Annotated in this window: 22 protein-coding genes; 12 read left to right on the top strand and 10 right to left on the bottom strand. The window is 72.6% G+C overall.

Annotated features, from left to right (window positions below):
* Positions 1 to 66 precede the first annotated feature (66 nt).
* Positions 67 to 918: a DUF1028 domain-containing protein gene (locus V3N99_20460; GenBank protein MEO3939101.1), complete on the top strand. Its 852-nt coding sequence runs from the start codon at positions 67 to 69 to the stop codon at positions 916 to 918.
* 10 nt (positions 919 to 928) lie between these two features.
* Here the strand turns inward: V3N99_20460 and V3N99_20455 are convergent, their stop codons facing one another.
* Positions 929 to 1,819, bottom strand: coding sequence for a lysophospholipid acyltransferase family protein (locus V3N99_20455; GenBank protein MEO3939100.1), 891 nt, complete (start codon positions 1,817 to 1,819; stop codon positions 929 to 931).
* A 163-nt stretch (positions 1,820 to 1,982) separates the two neighbouring features.
* Here V3N99_20455 and V3N99_20450 point away from each other — a divergent pair, with 163 nt between their 5' ends.
* The 9 genes from V3N99_20450 to V3N99_20410 all read left to right on the top strand — a co-directional run bounded on the left by V3N99_20450 (position 1,983) and on the right by V3N99_20410 (position 11,653).
* A complete protein-coding gene (locus V3N99_20450) occupies positions 1,983 to 2,732 on the top strand; it encodes an alpha/beta fold hydrolase (GenBank protein ID MEO3939099.1) in 750 nt (249 codons plus the stop codon).
* A gap of 3 nt (positions 2,733 to 2,735) precedes the next feature.
* Positions 2,736 to 3,326, top strand: a complete 591-nt coding sequence (locus tag V3N99_20445; GenBank protein ID MEO3939098.1) for a hypothetical protein — start codon at positions 2,736 to 2,738, stop codon at positions 3,324 to 3,326.
* Between the two features lie 36 nt (positions 3,327 to 3,362).
* Positions 3,363 to 3,506, top strand: a complete 144-nt coding sequence (locus tag V3N99_20440; GenBank protein MEO3939097.1) for a hypothetical protein — start codon at positions 3,363 to 3,365, stop codon at positions 3,504 to 3,506.
* A 1,329-nt stretch (positions 3,507 to 4,835) separates the two neighbouring features.
* Entirely contained in the window at positions 4,836 to 5,744 is a 909-nt protein-coding gene (locus V3N99_20435) for a xanthine dehydrogenase family protein subunit M (protein ID MEO3939096.1), read from the top strand.
* A gap of 2 nt (positions 5,745 to 5,746) precedes the next feature.
* On the top strand, positions 5,747 to 6,253 hold the full coding sequence (locus V3N99_20430; GenBank protein MEO3939095.1) for a (2Fe-2S)-binding protein: 507 nt from the start codon (positions 5,747 to 5,749) through the stop codon (positions 6,251 to 6,253).
* Positions 6,250 to 8,664, top strand: coding sequence for an aerobic carbon-monoxide dehydrogenase large subunit (locus tag V3N99_20425; GenBank protein ID MEO3939094.1), 2,415 nt, complete (start codon positions 6,250 to 6,252; stop codon positions 8,662 to 8,664). Before V3N99_20430 ends, V3N99_20425 begins: the two co-directional genes overlap by 4 nt.
* 12 nt (positions 8,665 to 8,676) lie before the next feature.
* Positions 8,677 to 9,564, top strand: a complete 888-nt coding sequence (locus tag V3N99_20420; protein MEO3939093.1) for an XdhC family protein — start codon at positions 8,677 to 8,679, stop codon at positions 9,562 to 9,564.
* Positions 9,561 to 10,451, top strand: coding sequence for a MoxR family ATPase (locus V3N99_20415; GenBank protein ID MEO3939092.1), 891 nt, complete (start codon positions 9,561 to 9,563; stop codon positions 10,449 to 10,451). The genes V3N99_20420 and V3N99_20415 overlap by 4 nt, the downstream gene beginning before the upstream one ends.
* Positions 10,448 to 11,653 carry a VWA domain-containing protein gene (locus tag V3N99_20410; protein ID MEO3939091.1) on the top strand — a complete coding sequence of 402 codons (1,206 nt, stop codon included), beginning with the start codon at positions 10,448 to 10,450 and terminating at the stop codon, positions 11,651 to 11,653. The genes V3N99_20415 and V3N99_20410 overlap by 4 nt, the downstream gene beginning before the upstream one ends.
* Positions 11,654 to 11,817: 164 nt before the next feature.
* On the opposite strand, the gene V3N99_20405 is transcribed toward V3N99_20410, so the two are convergent.
* The 7 genes from V3N99_20405 to V3N99_20375 all read right to left on the bottom strand — a co-directional run bounded on the left by V3N99_20405 (position 11,818) and on the right by V3N99_20375 (position 17,956).
* Positions 11,818 to 12,681, bottom strand: a complete 864-nt coding sequence (locus V3N99_20405; protein MEO3939090.1) for a hypothetical protein — start codon at positions 12,679 to 12,681, stop codon at positions 11,818 to 11,820.
* A 413-nt stretch (positions 12,682 to 13,094) separates the two neighbouring features.
* A complete protein-coding gene (locus V3N99_20400; protein MEO3939089.1) occupies positions 13,095 to 14,051 on the bottom strand; it encodes a LysR family transcriptional regulator in 957 nt (318 codons plus the stop codon).
* Complete coding sequence (locus V3N99_20395) at positions 14,048 to 14,746, bottom strand: endonuclease/exonuclease/phosphatase family protein (GenBank protein MEO3939088.1); 699 nt, start codon at positions 14,744 to 14,746, stop codon at positions 14,048 to 14,050. Before V3N99_20395 ends, V3N99_20400 begins: the two co-directional genes overlap by 4 nt.
* A complete protein-coding gene (locus tag V3N99_20390) occupies positions 14,743 to 15,744 on the bottom strand; it encodes an ROK family glucokinase (protein MEO3939087.1) in 1,002 nt (333 codons plus the stop codon). Before V3N99_20390 ends, V3N99_20395 begins: the two co-directional genes overlap by 4 nt.
* Entirely contained in the window at positions 15,741 to 16,268 is a 528-nt protein-coding gene (locus V3N99_20385; GenBank protein MEO3939086.1) for a hypothetical protein, read from the bottom strand. The genes V3N99_20390 and V3N99_20385 overlap by 4 nt, the downstream gene beginning before the upstream one ends.
* On the bottom strand, positions 16,261 to 17,505 hold the full coding sequence (locus V3N99_20380) for an ArsA family ATPase (GenBank protein MEO3939085.1): 1,245 nt from the start codon (positions 17,503 to 17,505) through the stop codon (positions 16,261 to 16,263). Before V3N99_20380 ends, V3N99_20385 begins: the two co-directional genes overlap by 8 nt.
* Positions 17,506 to 17,512: 7 nt before the next feature.
* A complete protein-coding gene (locus tag V3N99_20375; protein MEO3939084.1) occupies positions 17,513 to 17,956 on the bottom strand; it encodes an SRPBCC family protein in 444 nt (147 codons plus the stop codon).
* A 132-nt stretch (positions 17,957 to 18,088) separates the two neighbouring features.
* Between V3N99_20375 and V3N99_20370 the strand changes: the two genes are divergently transcribed.
* The gene (locus V3N99_20370) at positions 18,089 to 19,891 is read left to right on the top strand and encodes an AMP-dependent synthetase/ligase (GenBank protein MEO3939083.1); all 1,803 of its coding nucleotides are present in this window, start codon (positions 18,089 to 18,091) and stop codon (positions 19,889 to 19,891) included.
* Positions 19,892 to 19,992: 101 nt separating this feature from the next.
* Here the strand turns inward: V3N99_20370 and V3N99_20365 are convergent, their stop codons facing one another.
* Both V3N99_20365 and V3N99_20360 read right to left on the bottom strand, forming a co-directional pair.
* Positions 19,993 to 21,435 carry a hypothetical protein gene (locus V3N99_20365; GenBank protein ID MEO3939082.1) on the bottom strand — a complete coding sequence of 481 codons (1,443 nt, stop codon included), beginning with the start codon at positions 21,433 to 21,435 and terminating at the stop codon, positions 19,993 to 19,995.
* Between the two features lie 47 nt (positions 21,436 to 21,482).
* Positions 21,483 to 21,761, bottom strand: a complete 279-nt coding sequence (locus tag V3N99_20360; GenBank protein MEO3939081.1) for a hypothetical protein — start codon at positions 21,759 to 21,761, stop codon at positions 21,483 to 21,485.
* Positions 21,762 to 21,877: 116 nt separating this feature from the next.
* On the opposite strand from V3N99_20360, the gene V3N99_20355 reads away from it, so the two are divergent.
* Positions 21,878 to 22,366: an SRPBCC family protein gene (locus tag V3N99_20355; protein ID MEO3939080.1), complete on the top strand. Its 489-nt coding sequence runs from the start codon at positions 21,878 to 21,880 to the stop codon at positions 22,364 to 22,366.
* Positions 22,367 to 22,437 lie beyond the last annotated feature (71 nt).

Here is a 22,437-nt window from a genome sequence, read left to right as displayed (position 1 = left end):
CGCCGGCGAGACGGCTCCGCCGAGGTCCGTATGCCGGTCGCGCCGACGCGGCGCTAGGGTCCGACGATGACCTTCTCCATCGTGGCCCGACAGGGCTCGTCCTACGGCGTCGCCGTCGCCAGCAAGTTCCTCGCCGTCGGGTCCGTGGTGCCCCAGGTGCGCCTCGAGGTCGGGGGCGTCGCGACGCAGGCCTTCGCCAAGGTGTCCTACCGGGCGGACGTGCTGCGGCTGCTCGAGCTGGGCGTCTCCGCCACCGAGGCGGTCGAGCGGGTGACCGCTGCCGACGAGGGGCGGGCCGAGCGGCAGCTAGGCGTGGTCTCGGCGAGCGGCCAGGCCACCTTCACCGGGGCGGAATGCAACGACTGGGCCGGTGGGGTCGCCGGCGAGGTCGGCGAGGACGGCACGACCACCCGGTATGCCATCCAGGGCAACATCCTCGTGGGTGAGCAGGTCGTCACGGCGATGCAGGACGCCTTCCTCGAGGCGGCAGGCCAGCCACTGGCCCGACGGCTGGTCGCGGCCCTGCTGGCGGGCGATGCCGCGGGCGGCGACGCGAGGGGTCGGCAGTCGGCGGCGCTCGTGGTCGCCAGTCCGGGAGCGGGCTACGACCAGTCGGGTGTCGCGGTCGACCTGCGCGTCGACGACGACCCTGCGGCCCCGTCCAGGCTGGTGGAGCTGCTCGACCTCAGCGACCTCTACTTCGGGAAGCCGCAGGACCTGTGCCCGCTGGACCCCGAGCTGGCAGCCGAGGTCACGGCACGGCTCTCCGCTCTCGGCCACACGGGGGCCGGCGTCGACGAGGCCCTCGCGTCGTGGGCGGGAGTCGAGAACTACGAGCTGCTGCTCGTCCCCGGGCAGATCGACGGGCGGGTCCTGCAGAAGCTGCGCGACGCCGGGTCGGGCACCGACGTCGGCTGAGCCCCCTGGCTCAGCTCGCGGCTCGGTGGTGGGCCGGGCTCTTGCCCTCATCACCTGGGCCAGCTGGAGCACCTGGGCCACCTGAGCCACCTGGGCCACCAACGGCCTTCGCCGTGGCGAGAGGGACAGACTCGTCGGCCTCCTCGAGCGCCTCCTCGAGCTCGCGGGCCGCAGCGCCCGGCTTGGCCGCCTCCTGCAGCTCACGCGCCTTGATCCGGGCCGCCTTGAGCAGCCGGTCCTTGGCCGACGTCGCATACTCGTCGACGTACTCCTGCCCTGACAGCAGCATGAGCTCGTACATGATCTCGTCGGTGATCGAGCGCAGCACGAAGCGGTCGTTCTCCATGCCCTCGTAGCGGGAGAAGTCGAGAGGCGCGCCGATGCGGATGCCGATCCTCATGATCTTGGGCACCATCTTGCCCGTGGGCTGGGCCTTGTCGGTGCCGATCATCGCGACCGGCAGCACGGGTGCGCCGCTCTCGAGCGCCATGCGGGCGATGCCCGTGCGGCCGCGGTAGAGACGGCCGTCGGGCGAGCGGGTGCCCTCGGGGTAGATGCCGAGCAGGTCGCCGCGGCGCAGCACCTTCAGCCCGGAGCGCAGGGCGGCCTCGCTCGCCGAGCCGCCCGAGCGGTCGACCGGGACCTGCCCGACGCCCCGGAAGAAGCCAGCAGTGAGCCGGCCCTTGAGCCCGCTGCCGGTGAAGTAGTCGGACTTGGCGAGGAAGGTCATCCGCCGCGACACGTTGAGCGGCAGGAAGAAGGAGTCGGAGAAGGAGAGGTGGTTGCTCGCGAAGATCGCGGCCCCCGACTCGGGGACGTGCTCGGCACCCTCGACCCACGGTCTGAACAGGACCCGCAGGATCGGCCCGAGGATGATCCTCTTCAGCACCCAGTAGAACACTGCAGGTCCTCCGTCACTCCTGTTGGGACGAGCCGCACTCTACGGCACGGTGGGGCACTATCGGGCGCCCAGCCGCTCGTGCGACGATGTGGCTCGTGCGAGGGGCTTCGTCGTCTCGCGCGGTCCAGCGACGACTCCCCGGGAAGGCTCCTTCGTGTCCGTGATGCCCGGTGCTGAGCCGTTCAGCCACGACGGCAGCGACATCGGCGTGATCGTCAGCCACGGCTACACCGGGTCCCCCCAAGGGGTGCGCCCGTGGGCTCAGCACCTGGCCGACGCCGGCTACAGCGTGCGGCTGCCCCGCCTGCCCGGTCACGGCACGACGTGGAAGGAGCTCGCCACTACCCGCTGGCCTGACTGGTACGCCGCCCTCGACAGCGAGTTCCGTGAGCTGCACGAGACCTGCCGACACGTCTTCGTGGCCGGTCTGTCGATGGGTGGGCTGCTCGCGGCCAAGCTCGCCATCGAGCACGGGCCCCGAGTCAGTGGTCTGCTGCTGGTCAACCCCGTCTTCAAGCACGACAACAAGGCCCTGCCCCTGCTGCCGGTGCTGCGGCACCTGGTCCCCTCGCTGCCGGGCGTGGTGGGCGACATCAAGAAGACCGGCGGAGAGCCCGAGCTCGGCTACGACCGCAACCCGCTCCAGGCGATGCACTCGCAACGGCAGGCGTGGGCCGAGGTCTCGCGCGACCTGCCCGAGGTGACCCAGCCCGTGCTGCTCATGCACTCGCGGGTCGACCACGTCGTGCCGCCGCTGAGCTCTGCGTGGTTCCTGTCGAGGATCTCGAGCACCGACGTGCGGGAGGTCTGGCTCGAGGACTCCTACCACGTGGCGACCCTCGACAACGATGCCCCGCTCATCCACGAGGAGTCGGTGCGGTTCATCGAGCGTCTGAGCGCACAGGAGGGCTGACCGGTGGCTGACAAGGACGTCGACGAGCAGTTCGCCGCGATCATGGCCCACTGGCACGAGGATGCCCGCGGCCTCGACCCCTTCGGTGACCCGACCGAGGCCGCCAGCACGTCAGACGATGCGGACGACCACGCCGCCGAGCCTCCCGGAGCCGACGCCGGAGCCGAGACCGTCGAGACCGTCCAGACCACCGGCACCACCGGCACCACCGGCACCACCGGCACTGCCAACACCGTCGGCGACGTGGACGACGACAGGCCCGACCCGCTCCCCGACGCGCTGGTGACCCGCGCCTCGCCTGCGCCGGCGTCCGGGCTGGCCTGGCGACAGCACGTGCCCGAGTCCGACCAGCACGACCACTTCGTGCCCCCGCCACCGGCCCCGCTGCCCTCGTCCGACGACAAGCACTTCTGGCTGATGCTCGCGGGTCTCGTCGGTGGGCCCCTGCTGTTCCTCTACCTCATCCTGTTCAACCGTGACGGCAACGGGTGGTGGATGGTCGGCGGCATCCTCATGACCGTCGCCGGCTTCGTCCTGCTCGTCCTGCGGCAGCCTTTCGAGCGCGACCAGGACGACGACGGCGTCAGGCTCTGACCCGCGGCCTCCAGCATCGGCAGGCTGCGTACCCGCGTGCCCGTCGGCCGCGCCCAGGCGTTGGCCACCGCCGGGGCGATGGGCGGCACACCCGGCTCTCCCACCCCTCCGGGAGCAGCCGTGCTCGCCATCACCTGCACGGCGATCACCGGCATGTCGCGCATCCGCATCATGCGGTAGCGGTCGAAGTTGTCGGGTGAGGCCTGCCCCTGGGTGAAGGACATCCTCCCCCAGAGCGTGGCCGTCAGACCGTGCACGATCCCCCTGCATCTGGGCCTGCACCGTGTCGGGGTTGACCACCCCACCGCAGTCCACCGCGCACCACACCCGCTCGACCTTGACCGCACCGGCCACCGAGCTGACCTCGGCCACCTGGGCGGCGTAGGAGCCGAACGACGAGGTGATGGCGAGGCCTCTGGCCCGCCCGGCTGCGGGTGGGGTCGACCGGGCCGACATCGTCGCGACCGCCTGCAGCGCCGCAGCAGCCCGCGGCTGCGCCGCCAGCGCCCCGAGGCGGTAGGCCAGGGGGTCGATGTCCGCGGCGAGGGCGAGCTCGTCGACGGCCGACTCGACCGCGAAGCAGTTGAGCGAGTTGCCCACCGACCGCCAGAAGCCGACGGGGACCGCGGCGGGATGCCGCACGTACTCCACCAGGCGGTCGGGCAGCGTGTAGGGCAGCTCCCACCACCCGCTCGGCGACCCGGCCGCGTCGACCCCGGCGCGGATGCGGATGCTGGCCATCGGCCGGTACTGGTCGTGGGTGAAGTCCTCCTCGCGGGACCACGTCACCTTGACCGGCGCGCCCACCGCCTTCGACGCGTGGACGGCGAGCGCCACGAAGTCGGTCTCGAGCTTGCGTCCGAGCCCACCCCCGAGCAGCGTCGTGTGCACCGTCACCGCGGCGGGGGAGGGCGCAGGTGGCTGCTGCTGTCGCGGCCGCGAGGCCGGGGGCCTGGGTCGGTGCCCAGACCTCACAGCCGGTCGACGTGACGCTGGCGGTGCACACCAGCCGCTCCATCGCCGCGTGCGCCAGGTAGGGCAGGTCGTAGGTGGCATCGATCCGTCTGGTGGCGCGACCGATCGCCTTCACCGCGGCGCCGGCCGTGTCCGCGACCGCCGGTGCCCCACTGGTCATCAGGGTGGCCGCCTGCGCCGAGATGGTCTTCGAGCTGAGTGAGGCCGCACCCGCAGGAGGGTTCCACGACACCTGGAGGGCCCGCGCTGCACGCATCGCGTCCCAGGTGGTGGCGGCGACGACGACGACCGCGGCATTCGAGGGGCACGTCAGGAGACCGGTCCCCACGCCAGGTCCTTCGTTCGAGAAGGTAGGGCATTTCGACCACCGAAAACCTGGTCGGCCCGAGGTCGTGAGAAGGGGAACCCCAAGATGACGTCCGCTTGGGGTGTGCTTGAAGGTGTCCGATTCAAGCCTTCGCTTAACCGGGTGTTGACGAGTCGGTGAGGGCGCCCGAGAGTGACCACGACACCGTCGTCGAGGAGGACTCACGCATGCAGGTCCCAGCACCGTTCGAGTACGAACGAGCCACGAGCGTCGATCACGCGATCGGTCTGCTCGAGAGGCTCGGCGACGAGGCCCGGCTCGTGGCCGGCGGCCACAGTCTCATCCCGATGATGAAGCTGCGGCTCACCGACCTCGAGTACCTCATCGACATCAACGACCTGCACACCGAGCTCGGCTACGTGCGCATCAGCGCCGACGAGGTGCGGATCGGTGCGATGACCCGTCACCGCGAGCTGCTGGAGTCGGCCGAGCTGCTGGCCCTGCTGCCGATCTTCGCCGACGCCGAGAACGTCATCGCCGACCCCGTGGTCCGCAACCGCGGCACCATCGGTGGCTCGCTCTGCCAGGCCGACCCGTCCGAGGACCTCTCGGCGGTCTGCACGACGCTCGACGCCTCCTGCGTCATCCGCGGCTCGAGCGGCGAGCGGGTGGTGACGATGGAGGACTTCCACCGCGGGCCCTACGAGACCGCCGTGGGGCACGACGAGATGCTCACCGAGATCCGGATCCCGTTGCGCCCCGGCGGATCCAGCGCCTACGCCAAGGTCGAGCGGCGGGCCGGTGACTGGGCGGTCACCTCGGTCGGCAGCGCGGTCTGGATGGACGGCGACGTCATCGCCGACGCGCGCGTGGGTCTGGCGGCCGTCGGCCCCAACACCACGGGCATCCCGTCCATCTCCGAGGCGCTGCGTGGCCACACACCCTCCGAGGAGCTGTATGCGCAGGCGGGCGCCCTTGCGGCACAGGCCTGCTCACCCACCACCGACGGTCGCGGCACGGCCGACTACAAGCGCCACCTGGCCGACGAGCTCACCCGCCGCACCCTGCGGCGAGCCGTCGAGCGGATCCGCGCAGGCGCCCCGGGCGTCAACGGCAACAGCGACAGGAGCGAGTGACCATGCAGGTGTCGATGACGGTCAACGGCGAGCAGGTCACGCGCGAGATCGAGGGGCGGATGCTGCTCGTGCACTTCCTGCGCGACGAGCTGCGGCTCACCGGCACCCACTGGGGGTGCGACACCAGCAACTGCGGCACCTGCGTCGCCTGGCTCGACGGCGAGCCGGTGAAGACCTGCACGGTGCTCGCGGCGATGGCCGGCGGCCACGAGGTGCGCACGGTCGAGGGCCTCGAGCAGGACGGGGTGCTCGACCCCGTCCAGGAGGGCTTCATGCAGTGCCACGGCCTGCAGTGCGGCTTCTGCACCCCGGGCATGCTCATGACCTGCCGGGCGCTGCTCGACAAGGACCCCGACCCGAGCGAGCAGACCATCCGCGAGGCGATCTCGGGCCAGATCTGCCGGTGCACCGGCTACACCTCGATCGTGCGGTCGGTGCAGTGGGCGGCCGCCAAGGAGCGCGACAACGCTGCGCTGGCCAGCGCCGAGACCGTCGGGAGCCCGTCATGACCGTCACCGAGGACCGCCCCACCGTCGCCGAGGACCTCGCCGAGCTCGAGCGCTCCGACAACGACCACAAGCCGGTCGGATACGGCCGGATGCTGCGCAAGGAGGACCCGCGCTTCATCCGCGGCCTCGGGCAGTACTGCGACGACGTGCAGCTGCCGGGCATGCTCCACCTCGCCATCCTGCGGGCTCCACTGGCCCACGCCCGCATCCTCTCGATCGACACCAGCGCAGCCGAGGCCCACCCCAAGGTGCGGCTCGTGGTCACCGGGGCGATGCTCGCCGAGAAGGGCCTGGCGTGGATGCCGACCCTGTCCAACGACGTGCAGGCGGTGCTCGCCACCGACAAGGTGCGCTTCCAGGGCCAGGAGGTCGCGTTCGTCGTCGCCGAGGACCGCTACTCCGCCCGCGACGCCCTCGAGCTGATCGACGTGGACTACGAGGCGCTCGACCCCGTGGTCGACGTGCGCACCGCCCTCGCGCCCGAGGCCCCGGTCATCCGGGACGACCTCGAGGGCAAGACCGACAACCACTGCTTCGACTGGGAGACCGGCGACAAGGACGCCACCGAGGCGGTCTTCGCCTCCGCCGACGTCGTGACGGTGCAGGACATGGTCTACCCCCGGGTGCACCCCGCCCCGATGGAGACCTGCGGCTCCGTCGCCGACATGGACCGGGTCAGCGGCAAGCTCACCCTGTGGTCGACGACCCAGGCTCCGCACGCCCACCGCACCCTCTACGCGATCGTGGCCGGCATCCCGGAGCACAAGATCCGGGTCATCTCCCCCGACATCGGCGGCGGCTTCGGCAACAAGGTGCCGATCTACCCGGGCTACGTCTGCTCCATCGTGGCATCGCTGCTGACCGGTAAGCCCGTGAAGTGGATGGAGGACCGCAGCGAGAACCTCGTCAGCACGGGCTTCGCCCGCGACTACATCATGCGCGGCGAGATCGCGGCGACGAAGGAGGGCAAGATCCTCGCGATCCGCACCCACGTGCTGGCGGACCACGGCGCCTTCAACGGGGTGGCGTCCCCGGTGAAGTACCCCGCCGGCTTCTTCGGGGTCTTCACCGGCAGCTACGACATCGACGCGGCCTACTGCCACATGACGGCCGTCTACACCAACAAGGCGCCGGGAGGTGTCGCCTACGCCTGCTCCTTCCGCATCACCGAGGCGGTCTACCTCGTCGAGCGGCTGGTCGACTGCCTGGCCTACGACCTCGAGATGGACCCGGTGGCCCTGCGCCGCAAGAACCTCATCCAGCCCGAGCAGTTCCCCTACACGAGCAAGACCGGGTGGGTCTACGACTCGGGGGAGTACGAGCGGGCGCTCGACCTCACCCTCGAGATCGCCGGCTACGACGAGCTGCGTCGCGAGCAGGCGGAGAAGCGCGAGCGCGGCGAGCTCATGGGCATCGGCCTGTCGTTCTTCACCGAGGCGGTCGGCGCCGGCCCCCGCAAGGACATGGACATCCTCGGGCTCGGCATGGCCGACGGCTGCGAGCTGCGGGTGCACCCCACCGGCAAGGCGGTCGTGCGCCTCTCGGTCCAGAGCCAGGGCCAGGGCCACGAGACGACCTTCGCGCAGATCATCGCCGAGGAGATCGGCATCCCGCCGGAGGACATCGACGTCGTGCACGGCGACACCGACAACACGCCCTTCGGCCTCGGTACCTACGGCAGTCGCTCGACCCCGGTGTCGGGCGCCGCGGCGGCCCTCGTGGCCCGCAAGGTCCGCGACAAGGCGCGGATCATCGCCTCGGGCATGCTCGAGGTCTCGATCGCCGACCTCGACTGGGACAAGGGCTCGTTCCACGTCAAGGGCGACCCCGGCCGGTCGGTGACGATCCAGGACATCGCCATGCGCGCCCACGGCGCCGCCGACCTGCCCGACGGGATCGAAGGGGGTCTCGAGGCCCAGATCTGCTACAACCCCGAGAACCTGACCTACCCCTTCGGCGCCTACCTGTGTGTCGTCGACATCGACCCCGGCACCGCCCAGGTGAAGGTGCGGCGGTTCGTCGCCGTCGACGACTGCGGCACCCGGATCAACCCGATGATCATCGAGGGGCAGGTGCACGGCGGCCTCACCGACGGCGTCGGCATGGCCCTGATGGAGATGATCTCGTTCGACGAGAACGGCACCTGCCTCAGCGGGTCCTTCATGGACTACCTCATCCCCACGGCCCTGGAGGTGCCGCACTGGGAGACGGGCCACACCGTCACGCCGTCCCCGCACCACCCCATCGGCGCCAAGGGCGTGGGCGAGTCGGCCACGGTCGGCTCACCACCTGCGGTGGTCAACGCCGTCATCGACGCCCTCAAGCCGTATGGGGTGCGGCACGCCGACATGCCGCTCACGCCCTCGCGGGTGTGGGACGCCATGCGCGGCCAGGCCACTCCCCCGATCTAGGAGACCCCACCCGTGACCGCCGCCATCAGCGACCGCATGGACCAGCTCACCCGCGAGCGCATCCCCTTCGTGCGGGCCACCGTCGTGCGGGCGCAGGAGCCCACGTCAGCCCACGCGGGCGACCGGGCGATCGTGCTCGCCGACGGCTCGGTCGAGGGCTTCGTCGGGGGCCACTGCGCCACCGGCTCGGTCCGCACGGCCGCGCTCGACGTGCTCGCGTCGGGTGAGGGGCTGCTCCTGCGGGTGCTGCCCGACGGCGCGGCCGGCTTCCCGTCGAGCCCGGGGGCCACCGTCGTCGTCAACCCGTGCCTCTCCGGCGGGGCGCTCGAGATCTACCTCGAGCCGCAGCTGCCGCCGGCCCGGCTCCACGTCGTGGGGTCGTCGCCGGTGGCCGACGCGGTGGCCGTCATGGCGCAGGCCGTCGGGCTCGCCGTCGACCGGGCCGGTGCCGGGACCGGGGTGGCGGGGGCGACGGCGCTCGTCGTCTCGAGCCACGACGGGATGGAGGCCGCGCAGGTGCGGGCCGGCCTCGACGCCGGCGTCGGCTTCGTCGCCCTCGTCTGCAGCCGCACCCGCGGCCGGGTGCTGCTCGAGCAGCTGGGGCTGACGCCCGAGGAGCGCACCCGGGTGCACACCCACGCCGGTGTCGACATCGGGGCCCGCACCGCCCCCGAGATCGCGCTGTCGGTCGTCGCCGGCGTCGTGCGGGCGATCCGCGTCGACGGCCTGACCGCCACCCGCCCGTCGGCGCCCCCGTCGCCGACCACCGCGGTCGACCCGGTCTGCGGCATGACCGTGACCGTCGCGGCCGACACGCCGTCCGCGGTGGTGGACGGGGTGACGCAGTGGTTCTGCCACCCGGGGTGCCGTGAGACCTTCCTCGCGTCGCAGGCCTCGTGACAGACCACGGCCCGGTCCGCGACGCGGCCGACGTGCGGGCGCGGCTCGACGCGCAGGACTACCTGGCCGACGAGGGGCTGTCGACGGCGGTCTTCCTCGCGCTCGAGCTCGGGCTGCCGCTGCTGCTCGAGGGTGAGCCCGGGGTCGGGAAGACCGCGGCCGCCCAGGTGCTCGCCCGCGCCCTCGACGCCCCGCTCGTGCGCCTGCAGTGCTACGAGGGACTGACGGCCGCCGAGGCGCTCTACGACTGGAACCACCAGCGCCAGCTCATGGCCATCCGTCTCGCCGAGGTCAACCACGAGCGGCTCGCCGAGGCCGACCTCTTCGCCGAGGAGTTCCTCCAGGAGCGCCCCATCCTGCGCTGCGTCCGCTACGACGGGCCGCGCCCGCCGGTCCTGCTCATCGACGAGGTCGACCGGGCCGACGACCAGTTCGACGCCCTGCTGCTGGAGTTCCTCGGGGAGGGGTCTGTGACGGTGCCCGAGATCGGCACCTTCCGGGCCGCGCAGCCACCGGTCGTCGTCCTCACCTCCAACCGCAGCCGCGACCTGCACGACGCCCTGCGCCGTCGGTGCCTCTACCACTGGCTGGAGTACCCCGCGCCGGAGCGCGTCGTCGAGATCCTGCGCCGCACCGTGCCCACCGCATCCGGGTCGCTCATCGCGTCGGCGGCCGCCTTCGTCGGCCACGTGCGAAGCCTCGGGGTGGACAAGGCCCCCGGCATCTCCGAGGCGGTCAACTGGGTCGCGGCGCTCTCAGTGCTCGGGGTCTCCGAGCTGGTGCGTGACGACCTGGGCGACCGGGTCGGCCTCACTCTCGGTGCGCTGGCCAAGACCCCCGACGACCGCGAGCTCGTGACCGCGGCGCTGGCCGAGGGCGCCTGGTGACCCACGGCCTGGTGGCCGGTGCGACGTCCGTGCTGCACCCGGTCGACCGGGCGGCCTTCGTCACCGGCCTCGGCGCGACACTGCGCCGACGCGGTCTGCCCGTCAGTCTCGCGGCCCTCGGGACCTTCGCGCGCGCCCTCGAGGCCGCTCCCCCACGTGACGTCGGCACGCTCTACTGGTCGGCCCGCCTCACCCTCGTCACCCGGCACGACGACCTCGCCGCTTTCGACGACGTCTTCGACGCGGTCTTCCGCGACGCGGCGCTGCCCCTCGAGGGCCGCCGTCGGGCGCCGGCCGGTGCGGGCTCGCCGACCGACCGTCTCGCCAGCGTCCGGGGAGTCGACGGGCCGGAGGTCGACGGCGAGGGCCTGCCGTGGCACACGCTGCCCCCCGTGGTCGCCCCGGCCGACACCGCCGACGAGGGCCAGCTCGTGCCCGAGCGGCTGCCGAGCGCTGTCGCCGGCCTGCGCGACACCCCCTTCGACGAGCTCGACGAGGCGCAGCTGGCCCTGGTCGGCGCCTGGCTCGAGGGCGTGCTGCCCCGTTGGCCCACGCGGCCCTCGCGACGGCGTCGACCGCACCCGCGGGGTGACCGGGTGGCCCTGCGCGAGACGCTCGCCGCCTCACGCCGCACGGGGTGGGAGCCGGTCGTCCTCGTGCGCACCCGGCCGGTGCGCCGGCCGCGGCCGGTCGTCGTCATCGCCGACGTCAGCCAGTCGATGCAGCCCTACGCCACGGCCTACCTCCACCTGCTGCGTGCGCTCGCCCTCGGCGGCCGCGCCGAGGCCTTCGTCTTCTCGACCCGGCTCACCCGGGTCACGGCGGCCCTGCGCCACCGCTCCGCCGCCGAGGCCGTGACGGGAGCCACGCGACTCGTCGACGACCGGTACGGCGGCACCCACCTCGCCGCCAGTCTGCGCGCCCTCCTGCGCTCACGGCACGGCCACGCGCTGCGTGGGGCCGTCGTCGTCATCGCCTCGGACGGCTGCGACGCCGACCCCCCGCAGGCGCTGGCGCAGGTGATGCGCAGCGTGCACCGGCGCGCCCACCGCGTGGTGTGGGTCAACCCGCGGGCCGGGGTGCCCGGCTACGAGCCGCTGGTCGGGTCCATGGCCGCCGCGCTGCCCTGGTGTGACACCTTCCTGCCCGGCGACACGCTGTCGGGGCTGCAGGCGGTCATCCACGCCATCGTCACCCCCTGATCCCCCTGATCCCCTGATCCCCTGCTCCCTCGACGACGGGCCGAGCCGCAAGGGCGTCGTGGCGCCCTTCGCTCGTGCTGACGGGAATCCGACACGCAGCATCGTCGGTCGTCATGAGCCCGGAAGGGCCTGCCCGAGGTGCGCGGGACCTGCGTCGATCCCGGCTACTTCAGGATGGCGACGCCGTCGATGATAGCCGGGGCGGAGGAGACTGGGCGCAGGGTCAGGGCTCCGCTGCGGGTGGCGAAGGCTGGTAGCCAGAGGACGCGGCGCAGGCTCGTGGTCGGGGTGGTTGTGGAGAGTCGGCCGACACGGGTGGGGCCGATGTAGACGTCGACGGACCCGCACGTCGGGCAGCCCGTCACGTACAGCCCGATCTGTCGGGTCACGACGGTCGCGGAGACCAGCTGTTGGGCGCTGCCGCGGGCGATGGTCCAGGTGCCGTAGAGGTAGCCGGCGCCGGTGCCGCGGCTGCCCGTGCTGCGAAGGCTGCGGTCGTCCACCACGGAGGACGTGCAGCGCTCTGCGCTGTAGCCGCCGAGGTTGCCCGCTCTGTCACGGGCGCGGACGGAGAGGCATGCGGTCGTCCCGGCGGGGACGATGGTCGACAGGCTGGCGGTGGTGCGTCCCTGCCAGGACGGAGGGGAGACGTACCCGCCGAGGCCGGTACCGAGGGCGGCCGTGCGCACCCGGGCGTCGTAGGAGGCCAGGCCCGCTCCGCCGGCGTCCGCTCCGGTCCAGGAGACGGACAGGGTTGTGCCGAGAAGGACGGGTGGCAGCGCGGTCAGGGTGACCGTGGGTGCGGCGGTGTCGACGACCCACGCCACGGACTGGGTGCTGGTCGCTCCTGCCGGGTCCGTGACCGTGACCGTGACGGTGTGCCGGCCGGTGCCGAGCGCAGGCGTCGACCATGAGCGGCCGCAGGACACCGGCGCGCTGCTGTCGATGCGGCAGGTGGTCGACAACCCGGCAAGGGCATGGTCGGGATCGGCGACGGTGGTGACGATCACGGCTCGCGGGCCGGTCACGGCCGGCACGGCCACGGCAACGGACGGGGACGCGTTGGTGGCGACGACCCACGTGCCGGCAACGGCGAACCATGTGAAGGGATGGGAGCTGGTCGCTGCCCCTGAGGTCGCAGACCGAGGAGACCGACCTCTGGTGCGGCCAGGAGCTCCCGACCGTGGCGGAGACAGTCCCCAGCGTGGCGGGCGCGTCCCCGCCGTTGTGGATCACCCAGGAGGAGCTGGTGCTCGCGCCCAGGTCGATGCCGGGCGTTCGTGCCGGGCCCACCACGGTGACCCGGGGCAGCGGGGCCGGTGAGTTGAAGCGCAACGGGTAGTGCGAGGTCTGGCCCTGGCAGACCACGGTGAAGTCGGCGCCGAGCTGGAGGGGGAGACCGGACGCCCCGCGTCTCGTGGACGAGGCGCCCCAGGCCCGGTCAGCTCCAGAGCGTCACGTGCACCGACGGCCGGAAGCGGCCGGGAGCAGCGCCGGTGCCCTTCAACATGGCCTGGGTCGCGCGGGGAGTGGTGATGAAGCGCAGCAGCTCGGCGGCGGCCGGCAGCTGGGCGTGGGCCGGCAGCGTCTGCGCCGACCAGCGACCCCCACCCCGCAGGCCCTGCCCACCCAGGGCGACGAGTCGGCCGGCGGCGAGGTCGCTGGCCACGGCGAAGCCGAGCGCCAGCCCGACGCCATCGGTCCGCCGCATCTCCTCGAGCGCCTGCGCGTCGCTCTGGAAGATCCGCTGGTGCGCCTCGCCCACCCCGATCCGGCGCAGCAGGTCGGGGATGACCCCCATCGCGCTGGCGGCCGATGGACCCAGCAGCCATGTGAGAGAGCGCAGCTGGGACGGATGAGGGTCCTGGCCGACAAGCGGGTGACCCGGCCCCGTCACCGCGACGATCTCGTACTTGAGGAACGTCGTCACGACGAATCCCTCTGACAGCACTACGGGGTGGGGCCCGATGCCCACGTCGACGGCCCGTGACGCGAGCAGCGCGGGCAGCGCGCCACTGTCGTGCACGCTCAGCTCGAGATCGAGGTCCTTCGCCCGGTTGGCGAAGAGCCCGAGCAGGCCGGGGGCGGCGTGCTCGGCAAAGAGGGCAGTCGCAGCGACCCGCAGCATCCGCCGACCCTGCCCGGCCTGACCGACCTCACGCACGGTGCGGTCCTGCAGGCCGAGGATCTCGACCGCCCGACTGGCCAGCCGCAGACCCCCCGGGGTGAACGCGAGACCGGTTGACGCCCGCACGAAGAGCGGGTCGCCGAGCTCCTTGCGCAGCTGCGCCACGTGCAGCGACACCGCTGCCTCGCTCACCTGGAGCACCTCGGCCGCGGCCTTCACGGACCCGCACTGGACGACCGTGGCGAAGGCCCGCAACTGGGTCGGCGTCACGACTGCACCTCGACCCACACCGGGAGGTGGTCCGTCGCCGCACGCAGGTCGGCCTCGTCGAGCGCCACCGGCGACCCCGGTCGCGCGACGAGGTCGGCCGACGCGAAGACGACGTCGAGCGCCTTGTCGGGGTTGCTGGTGGGGAAGGTGAGGGCGGGCTCGCCCACCGCCACCAGGTGCCTCGCCAGCAGGGCGTATGCCGCCGAGCCCGGCTCCTCATTGAGGTCGCCGGCAACGATGGTGCGCACCGGTGCGGCGTCGGCACCGATCTCGGCGAGCAGCTGGTTCACGTGCTGAACCCGTTGGGCTGCAACAAGACTCAGATGGAGGGACACGACCGTCAGCGGGGGGTGACCGGGCAGCGCGACGGTGGCGACGGCATACCCTCGCCGTCGCACGCCGAGCCGCACAGGGAGGCGGTGGTGCGAGCTCTCGCTCACCTCGACCCGGTCGGAGGTGAAGATGGTCACCCCGCCGCTGCCCCGGTGTGCTCCGGCCCAGCGCAGGCCGCAGGCCGTCGCGAAGCGCGCCACCCGCCTCGCGGCGAGAAGCCGTCGTGGCACCTCCTGCAGGCAGAGCACGTCAGGATCGAGGGCGCGCACCACCCGTGCCGCGGCGGCAGCGTCGTCGAGCAGGTCGCGGGTGTTGTACGACGCGACCCGCAGGGTGGGACGGGCGCCGAGCCCGTCGCTCACGGCAGCTCGTCGCCTGCAGCGTCGAGGCGCGAGAGGTCGGCGGCACCGATCAGGCCGGCCTCGTTGCCCAGCTGGGCCACGACGATGCGCGCCTCGGGTCGGTAGCCGCGGCCGGTCAGCTGGCGCCGGAAGGTGTCACGGGCCGGGTCGAGCAGCAGCGGTCCGGCAGCACTGACGCCGCCACCGATGACGAACGTGCCGGGGTCGAAGGCGGCCGCGAGGTTGGCGATGCCGACACCGAGCCAGTGACCGATGTCGGCCAGCAGCTCGATCGCGGTCGGGTCGCCGGCCTGTGCTGCCGCCGTGATGAGCGGCCCGGTCAGCGCGTTGCCGTCGCCGCCGACGGAGGCCAGGAGGTCGTTGACGACTGGCGAGCGGGCGGCGATGAGACCCCGGGCCTCCCGCACCAGGGCGTTGCCGCTGGCGTACTGCTCCCAGCAGCCGCGGTTGCCGCACTCGCACCGCAGGCCGTTGGGCACCACCTGCATGTGGCCGAACTCTCCGGCGATGCCGTGGCGCCCGCGCTGCACCCGGCCGTCGATGACGATGCCGCCCCCGATACCGGTGCCGAGATTGACGATCATCAGGTGCGACTCGCCCTGGGCCGCACCGAACTTCCACTCGGCCCAGGCCGCCGCGTTGGCGTCGTTGTCGACGGTGATGGGCACGTGGACGCGCCGGTTGAGGTTGTCCTCGAGCGGTTCATGCCGCCACGACAGGTGCGGGGCGAAGACCACGGTCTTGCGGTCGGCGGCCACGAAGCCGGCCGCGCCGATGCCCACCGCCACCACCCGCTCGCGCCCGACGAGGTCGAAGAGCTCCTCGACGACGGCGACGATGGTGTCCTCCACGACATCGGGCGACATCGAGCGGTGGGGGGTGTCGCGGCGAGCCCTCGCCAGCACCGAGCCGTCGGGGGCCACCGCTCCCCCGGCGACCTTGGTGCCGCCGATGTCGATCCCGATGGCGAGGTCGGGCTGGGGGGTGCTGCTGGTCATCGTCTGCTCTCCTCTGCTTGGGTGTCGTCGTCGGGGTCGTCGGGGTCGTCGGGGTCGTCGGGGTCCTCGTGGTCCTCGGGGTCCTCGTCGAGGTCGTCCTCGGTGCCGACGACGATGTCCTCGACCTCGACGCCGTGCGGCCCGTTCGCAGCACTGTCCGCCGATCCGGGGGCAGGATGCTCGGGGCGACGGGCGGACGCGACCTCGCGCAGCATGTCGGTGAACGCTCCCGCGAGGTCGGCGAGACGGTCGACGGTCTCGGGTCGCACTGCCCTGGCGACCTCGAGCAGCTGGCAGACCGGGCACAGGTGGCAGGTGCTGGATGGTGAGGGTGGCGGCGCAGACGGAGGCGGCGACCCCGTACCAGCTGGGTCCGGAGCGCCACAGGTGTGGCAGGCCGCAGGTGTCGACGCGTCGGGTCGAGGCGCGTCGACGCCTCCCCCGAGCAGGGCGTCGAGCAGCCGCGCCGTCTCCTCGGCGACCGACCCGACAGGGGCCGGACCCGGCTCGGCGCGGTCAGCCACGGCCGACCTGAGCCCGGGAGGCCACCGGCCAGACCCGCGCGTCCGGGGTGAAGCGCACCCGCAGCGTGCCGTCCTTGACGGCGGCACTGCGCACGAGGCAGCGCGTGAGCGCCGAGGGCAGGGTGAGCACCCGACGGTGTCCGCCGACGGAGACGAGCAGCTCGCTGTCGCGGCGCTTGAGGTCGACCTCCCCGGCCTCGACCAGCGGCAGGGGCAGCGAGAGCACGAAGTCCTCGCCGACCCGGCGGACGACCATGCCGCGCCGGGAGACCGGGTCGAGCAGCGTCGCCGGCTCGTCCCCCGTGCGGGCGTCGGCCAGGGCCGCGAGCGCGTCGGGCCCCACCGGCTCGTGCGCGAGGTACGGGGTGGTCGTGAGCGGGACCCCGGCGAAGGACTCGGCCACCTGCGACAGCCCGTCGCGCTGAGCGTCGTTCCACGCCATCCGCCAGGGGTCCGGGCGCTCCCCGCCATCGGCGGTCGCATCGGGGAACACCCGGTTGACCACCACCTGGTCGACGACGAAGCCATAGAGGCTGAGCGAGGTCCAGGTGCGCCGTGACTCGGCGATCACCACGCGCTCCGGGGTGAGCACGAGGCGCACCGAGGCCTGGTCACCGGTCAGGAGGCGCTGCACCTCGCGCATCCGGGTGAGCCAGCCCCGCACCGTCTCGACGACCTCGAGGCCGGGCAACGGGATCCCGGAGGCGGCCGCCGCGGCCGGTCGCAGCGAGCGCAGGAGCCCCCGCTGGGCCGGCAGGAGCCGCTCCAGGTGCCAGGCCAGGGCCTCGGGCAGGGCCAGCAGGCGCAGGGTCTCGGCGGTCGGCGCGCAGTCGACGACGACGAGGTCCCACCGCCCTGACTCGGCACGATCACGCAGCTCGAGCAGTGCAGCGACCTCCTCGGCACCCGGGAGCGACGTGAGCTCCTCGGCGACGACGGGGTCGACGCCGACGGTGCTCAGCAGCTGCAGGAGGTAGTCCTGGACCACCCGCCACGACGCGTCGACCGCGTGCGGGGTGCTGACCTGCAGGGCATCGAGGTGCGGCTCGATGCCGACCGGTCGCCCGGCCGACCCGGTGCTGCCCAGGGTCGCCCCGAGCGCGTCGCCCAGGGAGTGGGCGGCGTCGGTCGACATCACGAGCGTCGAGATGCCGTGCCGGGCGGCCGCCACCGCGGTCGCGGCTGCCGTGGTCGTCTTCCCGACGCCACCCTTGCCGGTGTACAGGAGGATGCGCACCTAGTCGTCAGCCCTCGACGTGCTTCTTGAGCTCCTTGAGCGCGGTCTCGACGATGACCTTCTCGGCCCGGCGCTTGAGCATCCCGAGCATCGGGATGTTGAGGTCGACCGTGAGGCGGTAGGTGACCAGCGTGCCCTCCGCGCTCGCCTCGAGGGTGTAGCTGCCGTTCATCGCCTTCAGCACGGTCGCCTTGACCAGCTGCCACGAGACGACCCCGGTGCCGTCTTCCTCGACCTCCCAGGCGTAGTCGAGGACGTAGGTGTCCTTGATCACCCCGGCGTCGAGCACGAACTCGACCCGGTCGGCCCAGCCGTCACCCTCCTCGGAGAGCACCGTGACCTTCTTGACGTCGGTCGCCCATGACGGGTAGAGCGGGAAGTCGGCGATGACGTCGAGCACCTGCCCGGGGGCCGCCCCGACGTGGATCGAGGACTCGGTGCGACTGGGCATGGCGGAAGGCTACCCGCCCGGGTGGGTCGAGTCGGTGGGTGACCTCGTACACGCCGTACGGGGTGACGTCGGCTACCGGCGAGTACAGTGCCGAAGCACCACCCGCCGTCGCCCCCAGGAGAAGCACCGACCGTGCAGGACAACGTCGTCGCCCCGCTCGCCATCACCACCACCGAGGGCAACCTCGCGCTCTCCGTCGTGCGCAACGCCGTCGAGCGGCCCCACAAGGTGGTCTTCGCCCGCCGGGCCGGTGCCGGCTGGGCCGACGTCACGGCCGCGCAGTTCAAGCGCGACGTCGACGCGGTCGCCCGCGGGCTGGTCGCGGCCGGCATCGCGGTCGGAGACCGGGTCGGCCTGACGGCGCGCACCCGCTACGAGTGGACGCTGGTCGACTACGCCCTGTGGACCATCGGTGCGGTCACCGTGCCGATCTACGAGACGTCGTCCCCCGACCAGGTGGCCTGGATCCTGCAGGACTCCGGCGCGTGTGGGGTGGTCGTGGAGACCGCGGCCCATGCCGCGGCCGTCGCCGCGGGGCGCGAGGCGGTCACAGCCCTCAAGCACGTGTGGGTGCTCGACGACGGAGCCGTCGCCGACCTCACCGCCCAGGGGACGTCGGTCTCGACCGACGATCTCGAGGCGCGGCGGGGCAGCACCGACCGCACCTCGCTGGCCACCGTCATCTACACCTCCGGCACCACCGGGCGCCCGAAGGGCTGCGAGCTGACCCACGGCAACTTCAAGGACCTGGCGGAGAACGCGGTCGAGCGGCTCGGCCAGGTCGTCGACGCCGAGGGTGCCTCCACCCTGCTCTTCCTGCCGCTGGCCCACGTGTTCGCGCGCTTCATCCAGGTGCTGTGCGTGGAGTCGGCTGCCCGGATGGGCCACTCGGCCGACATCAAGACGCTGCTGCCCGACCTCGCGACCTTCCAGCCGACCTTCATCCTCGCCGTGCCGCGGGTCTTCGAGAAGGTCTACAACTCGGCGGAGCAGAGGGCCGCGGGTGATGGCAGGGGCGCCGTCTTCGCCCGGGCCACCGAGACCGCCATCGCCTGGAGCCAGGCACAGGACACCGGCGGTCCCTCCCTCGTCCTGCGAGCGACGCACACCGTCTTCGACGCACTGGTCTACCGCAAGCTGCGGGCGGCCCTCGGCGGGCACGTGCAGTACGCCGTGTCGGGCGGCGCGCCGCTCGGCACCCGGCTGGGGCACTTCTTCCGTGGGATCGGGGTCACCGTCCTCGAGGGCTACGGCCTGACCGAGACCACCGCACCGGCCACGGTCAACACCCCAGAGCGGGTCAAGATCGGCACGGTCGGCCAGCCGCTGCCGGGCGTCGGCATCCGGATCGCCGAGGACGGTGAGGTGCTCATCAAGGGCGTGAACGTCTTCACCGGCTACCACGGCAACGCCGCGGCCACGGCGGAGGCGATCCGCGACGGCTGGTTCCACTCCGGCGACCTCGGCGAGCTCGACGACGACGGCTTTCTGCGGATCACCGGTCGCAAGAAGGAGATCATCGTCACCGCCGGCGGCAAGAACGTCGCCCCCGCGGTGCTCGAGGACCGGATCCGCGCCCACCCGCTCGTGTCGCAGTGCATCGTCGTCGGCGACGGCAAGCCGTTCATCGGCGCCCTGGTCACCCTCGACGCCGAGATGCTTCCGACCTGGGCCAAGATCCACGGCAAGCCGGGTCTGACGATGGACGCCGCCCTCAAGGACCCCGAGGTGGCGGCCGAGATCGACGGCGCCGTGGCCGACGCCAACAAAGCCGTCAGCAAGGCCGAGTCGATCCGCAAGTACGTCATCCTGCCCGGCGACTTCACCGAGGAGACCGGCCACCTGACCCCCTCGCTCAAGCTCAAGCGCAACGTCGTGCTGCGCGACTACGAGGACGAGGTCGAGGCGCTCTTCACGGGCGCACGGTCCGACTGACCCCCACCCCCGCGTTCCGAACCAGGGAAACCCGTGGTTCTGGGGCCCCCAGCCTCCGGAACCACGGGTTTCCCTAGTTCGGAACGCGGGGGGTGGGTCGCTCACCGGGCCAGCGCCTGCAGGGAGGCGACCCAGTCGGCGGTGAAGGCCTGCTCCGAGACACCGAGCGCTGCCGGGAAGGCCCGAGCCGTCCGGGTGGCGGCATCGGCCGGGGCCGTGTTGGCCGTGTTGGCCGTGTCGGCCGTGTCGGCCGTGTCGGCCGTGTCGGCGACGGCGCGGTAGAAGGCGACGACCCGCGGCTCGCCGTAGCGGGCGGCCATCCGCTCGACCGCTAGCCAGGACGCCGTGTAGGCCGTGGCGATGGCGCCGGTGGCCGGGTCGAAGTCGGCATCGGAGGACAGCTGGGTCGGACCGTGACCAGCGCGCACCTGCGTCAGCAGCGCGGCGGCGATCGTGCGCGGCGGCAGGGCGACGGTGGCGTAGCCGACGTGGTCGGCGAAGCCCTCCGAGAGCCACAGCGGGACGGCCTGCGTGGTCGTCGCCCGCACGGTGACGTGGGTGAGCTCGTGGGTCACCACCTCGCGCCGACCTGCGTCGCTCAGACCGGCGAAGGCGGTGGGGTTGACGTAGACGCGGTCACCGGCGGCGACGTGGCCCGGCTCGAGCGGGCCGTCGGTCACGGCGGCCACCTGGTCGAGCCCGGCGTCGGCACTGCGGTGCAGCTGCTCGACGAGGTCGCGCGCGTCCTTCGGGGCCACCACGACGGATGGCACCGCCGTCCCCCAGACTGCGGCGATCCGCGCGTGGGCGGCGTCGGCCATCGTGAGGTAGCTGCGCAGGGTGGACTCGGGTGCGTTGCCCACGACGAGGGTCGAGGGCGACCGCAGCACCGTGAGCGGGCTGAGGTCCCAGGGCTGGGCGTCGCCCGGACCGGTGATGCCAGCCAGGCGCCACCCGACCGGGGTCCGGGTCACGACGTAGGAGGTGTCGACCGTGCGCAGGCCGTGGTCGAAGCCCGTCAGCTGGTAGGCGATCCTCACCGAGGCGACCCACGCGGTGGCGCCGTAGCGCTGACGCTGCGCCGCGTCGAGGGGTGGACCCGCCTGCAGGCTCTGCTCGCCGTACCGACCGACGGGCAGTCGGGCCATCCGGTCGAACACCGAGGACTGGTCGCTGGCGAAGGCGCTCGCCGGGTCGGCAACGGTCGCCAGCCAGGCCCGCTTGTCGTGGGTGCCCACGGCGGCGGCCCGCTGGGCCATCAGGGCCGAGGCGGCAGCCGTTCGCTCGGCCGTGTCGACGGGCTGGGACGTCTCACGACCGGCCGGTGCCGTGGCGGAGGGCTCGCCGCCCACCGAGTCGGCCGTGCCGACCGAGCCGACCGAGCCGACCGAGCCCACCGAGCCCACCGAGCACCCGGTCGCGGCACCGCTCGAGAGCAGGAGCAGCACCACCGCGACCACCAACCGGGAGGGGATCGGGCGGTGCGGGCGGAGGCACCGACCACCGGGCACGACCCCATCCCGCCCCGCTCGCCCGTGCCTCATCCGTCGATCGTAGGTCGCCGCCCCACCCGGGCTGCGCCGGACGAGGCTCAGCCGACCGCTCGCACCCCGAGGTGCCGCTCGCGCCGCGCGGTGAGCGTGGCGGCGTGCCCGGGGTCGACGAGCCCGGCGCGCACGAACATGCCGACCGCACGCCGCTCGGCGGCGTCGAGGGGCAGCTCGTCGTCGTCCCCCAGGCGACGGTCCACGACCTCGACCAGGGGTCGGGCCGGTGCCGGGCCGAGCGCCGTGACGATGCAGCCGTCACACCGGACGTAACGGACCGGGCAGGTCTGGCAGTCGATGACCATCGGGATATCGGTGCGCATGTCGCCTCCTCGTGAGGGTGGGCTCCCGGGTCGTGCCGGGGAGTCGGAGCGGTGGGGTTCCACCTGACGAGGACGCTAGGGGCGACCACCGACAGGGGTCCTGAGAGACTGCCGGTATGGAGCTCACACACACCGAGACCGTCCGCGTCGCCGCCTCTCCCGAGCAGGTGTACGCCCTTGTCACCGACATCGCCCGCACCGGCGAGTGGAGCCCGATCTGTCAGAGCTGCTGGTGGGACGAGGGTGCTCTCGTCGACGGCGCTCCCCGGGTCGGCTCGGGGTTCACCGGGCGCAACGTCACCCCCGACCGCACCTGGGAGACCCACTCGACCGTGATCGCCGCCGACCCCGGGAAGGCGTTCGCGTGGGAGGTCGGCGAGGGGCTGGTGAGCTGGGCCTACACGATGGCTCCGGTCGAGGACGCCAGCGAGCTCACCGAGCTGACCGAGTCGTGGGCGTTCCTGCCTGCCGGGCTCGAGCTGTTCCGCACGCGGTTCGGTGAGCGCGCTGAGCACGAGATCACCGTCCGGGCCGAGGCTGCTCACGCCGGGATCCCCGTCACCCTCGCGGCGATCCGGGCGGTGGCCGAGCGCGAGACCGCCTGACCCGCGGCCCGAGAGGGTCGTTCCAGGCGCGCCTGACGAGGCCTGTCGGTGGCCCGGCATACGGTCTCGGA

It is taken from the genome of Dermatophilaceae bacterium Soc4.6 (assembly GCA_039889245.1).
Lineage (GTDB): Bacteria > Actinomycetota > Actinomycetes > Actinomycetales > Dermatophilaceae > Lapillicoccus.
The sequence above is the reverse complement of the archived record's forward strand: the minus strand, read 5'-3'. Positions and strand labels throughout refer to the sequence as shown.

Excerpts from the sequence above, each read along its gene's own strand:
- V3N99_20460 (MEO3939101.1), top strand. The coding sequence starts at position 67 with ATGACCTTCTCCATCGTGGCCCGACAGGGCTCGTCCTACGGCGTCGCC.
- V3N99_20450 (MEO3939099.1), top strand. The coding sequence starts at position 1,983 with ATGCCCGGTGCTGAGCCGTTCAGCCACGACGGCAGCGACATCGGCGTG.
- V3N99_20435 (MEO3939096.1), top strand. The coding sequence starts at position 4,836 with ATGCAGGTCCCAGCACCGTTCGAGTACGAACGAGCCACGAGCGTCGAT.
- V3N99_20430 (MEO3939095.1), top strand. The coding sequence starts at position 5,747 with ATGCAGGTGTCGATGACGGTCAACGGCGAGCAGGTCACGCGCGAGATC.
- V3N99_20425 (MEO3939094.1), top strand. The coding sequence starts at position 6,250 with ATGACCGTCACCGAGGACCGCCCCACCGTCGCCGAGGACCTCGCCGAG.
- V3N99_20390 (MEO3939087.1), bottom strand. The coding sequence starts at position 15,744 with ATGACCAGCAGCACCCCCCAGCCCGACCTCGCCATCGGGATCGACATC.
- V3N99_20375 (MEO3939084.1), bottom strand. The coding sequence starts at position 17,956 with ATGCCCAGTCGCACCGAGTCCTCGATCCACGTCGGGGCGGCCCCCGGG.
- V3N99_20365 (MEO3939082.1), bottom strand. The coding sequence starts at position 21,435 with ATGAGGCACGGGCGAGCGGGGCGGGATGGGGTCGTGCCCGGTGGTCGG.
- V3N99_20360 (MEO3939081.1), bottom strand. The coding sequence starts at position 21,761 with ATGCGCACCGATATCCCGATGGTCATCGACTGCCAGACCTGCCCGGTC.
- V3N99_20355 (MEO3939080.1), top strand. The coding sequence starts at position 21,878 with ATGGAGCTCACACACACCGAGACCGTCCGCGTCGCCGCCTCTCCCGAG.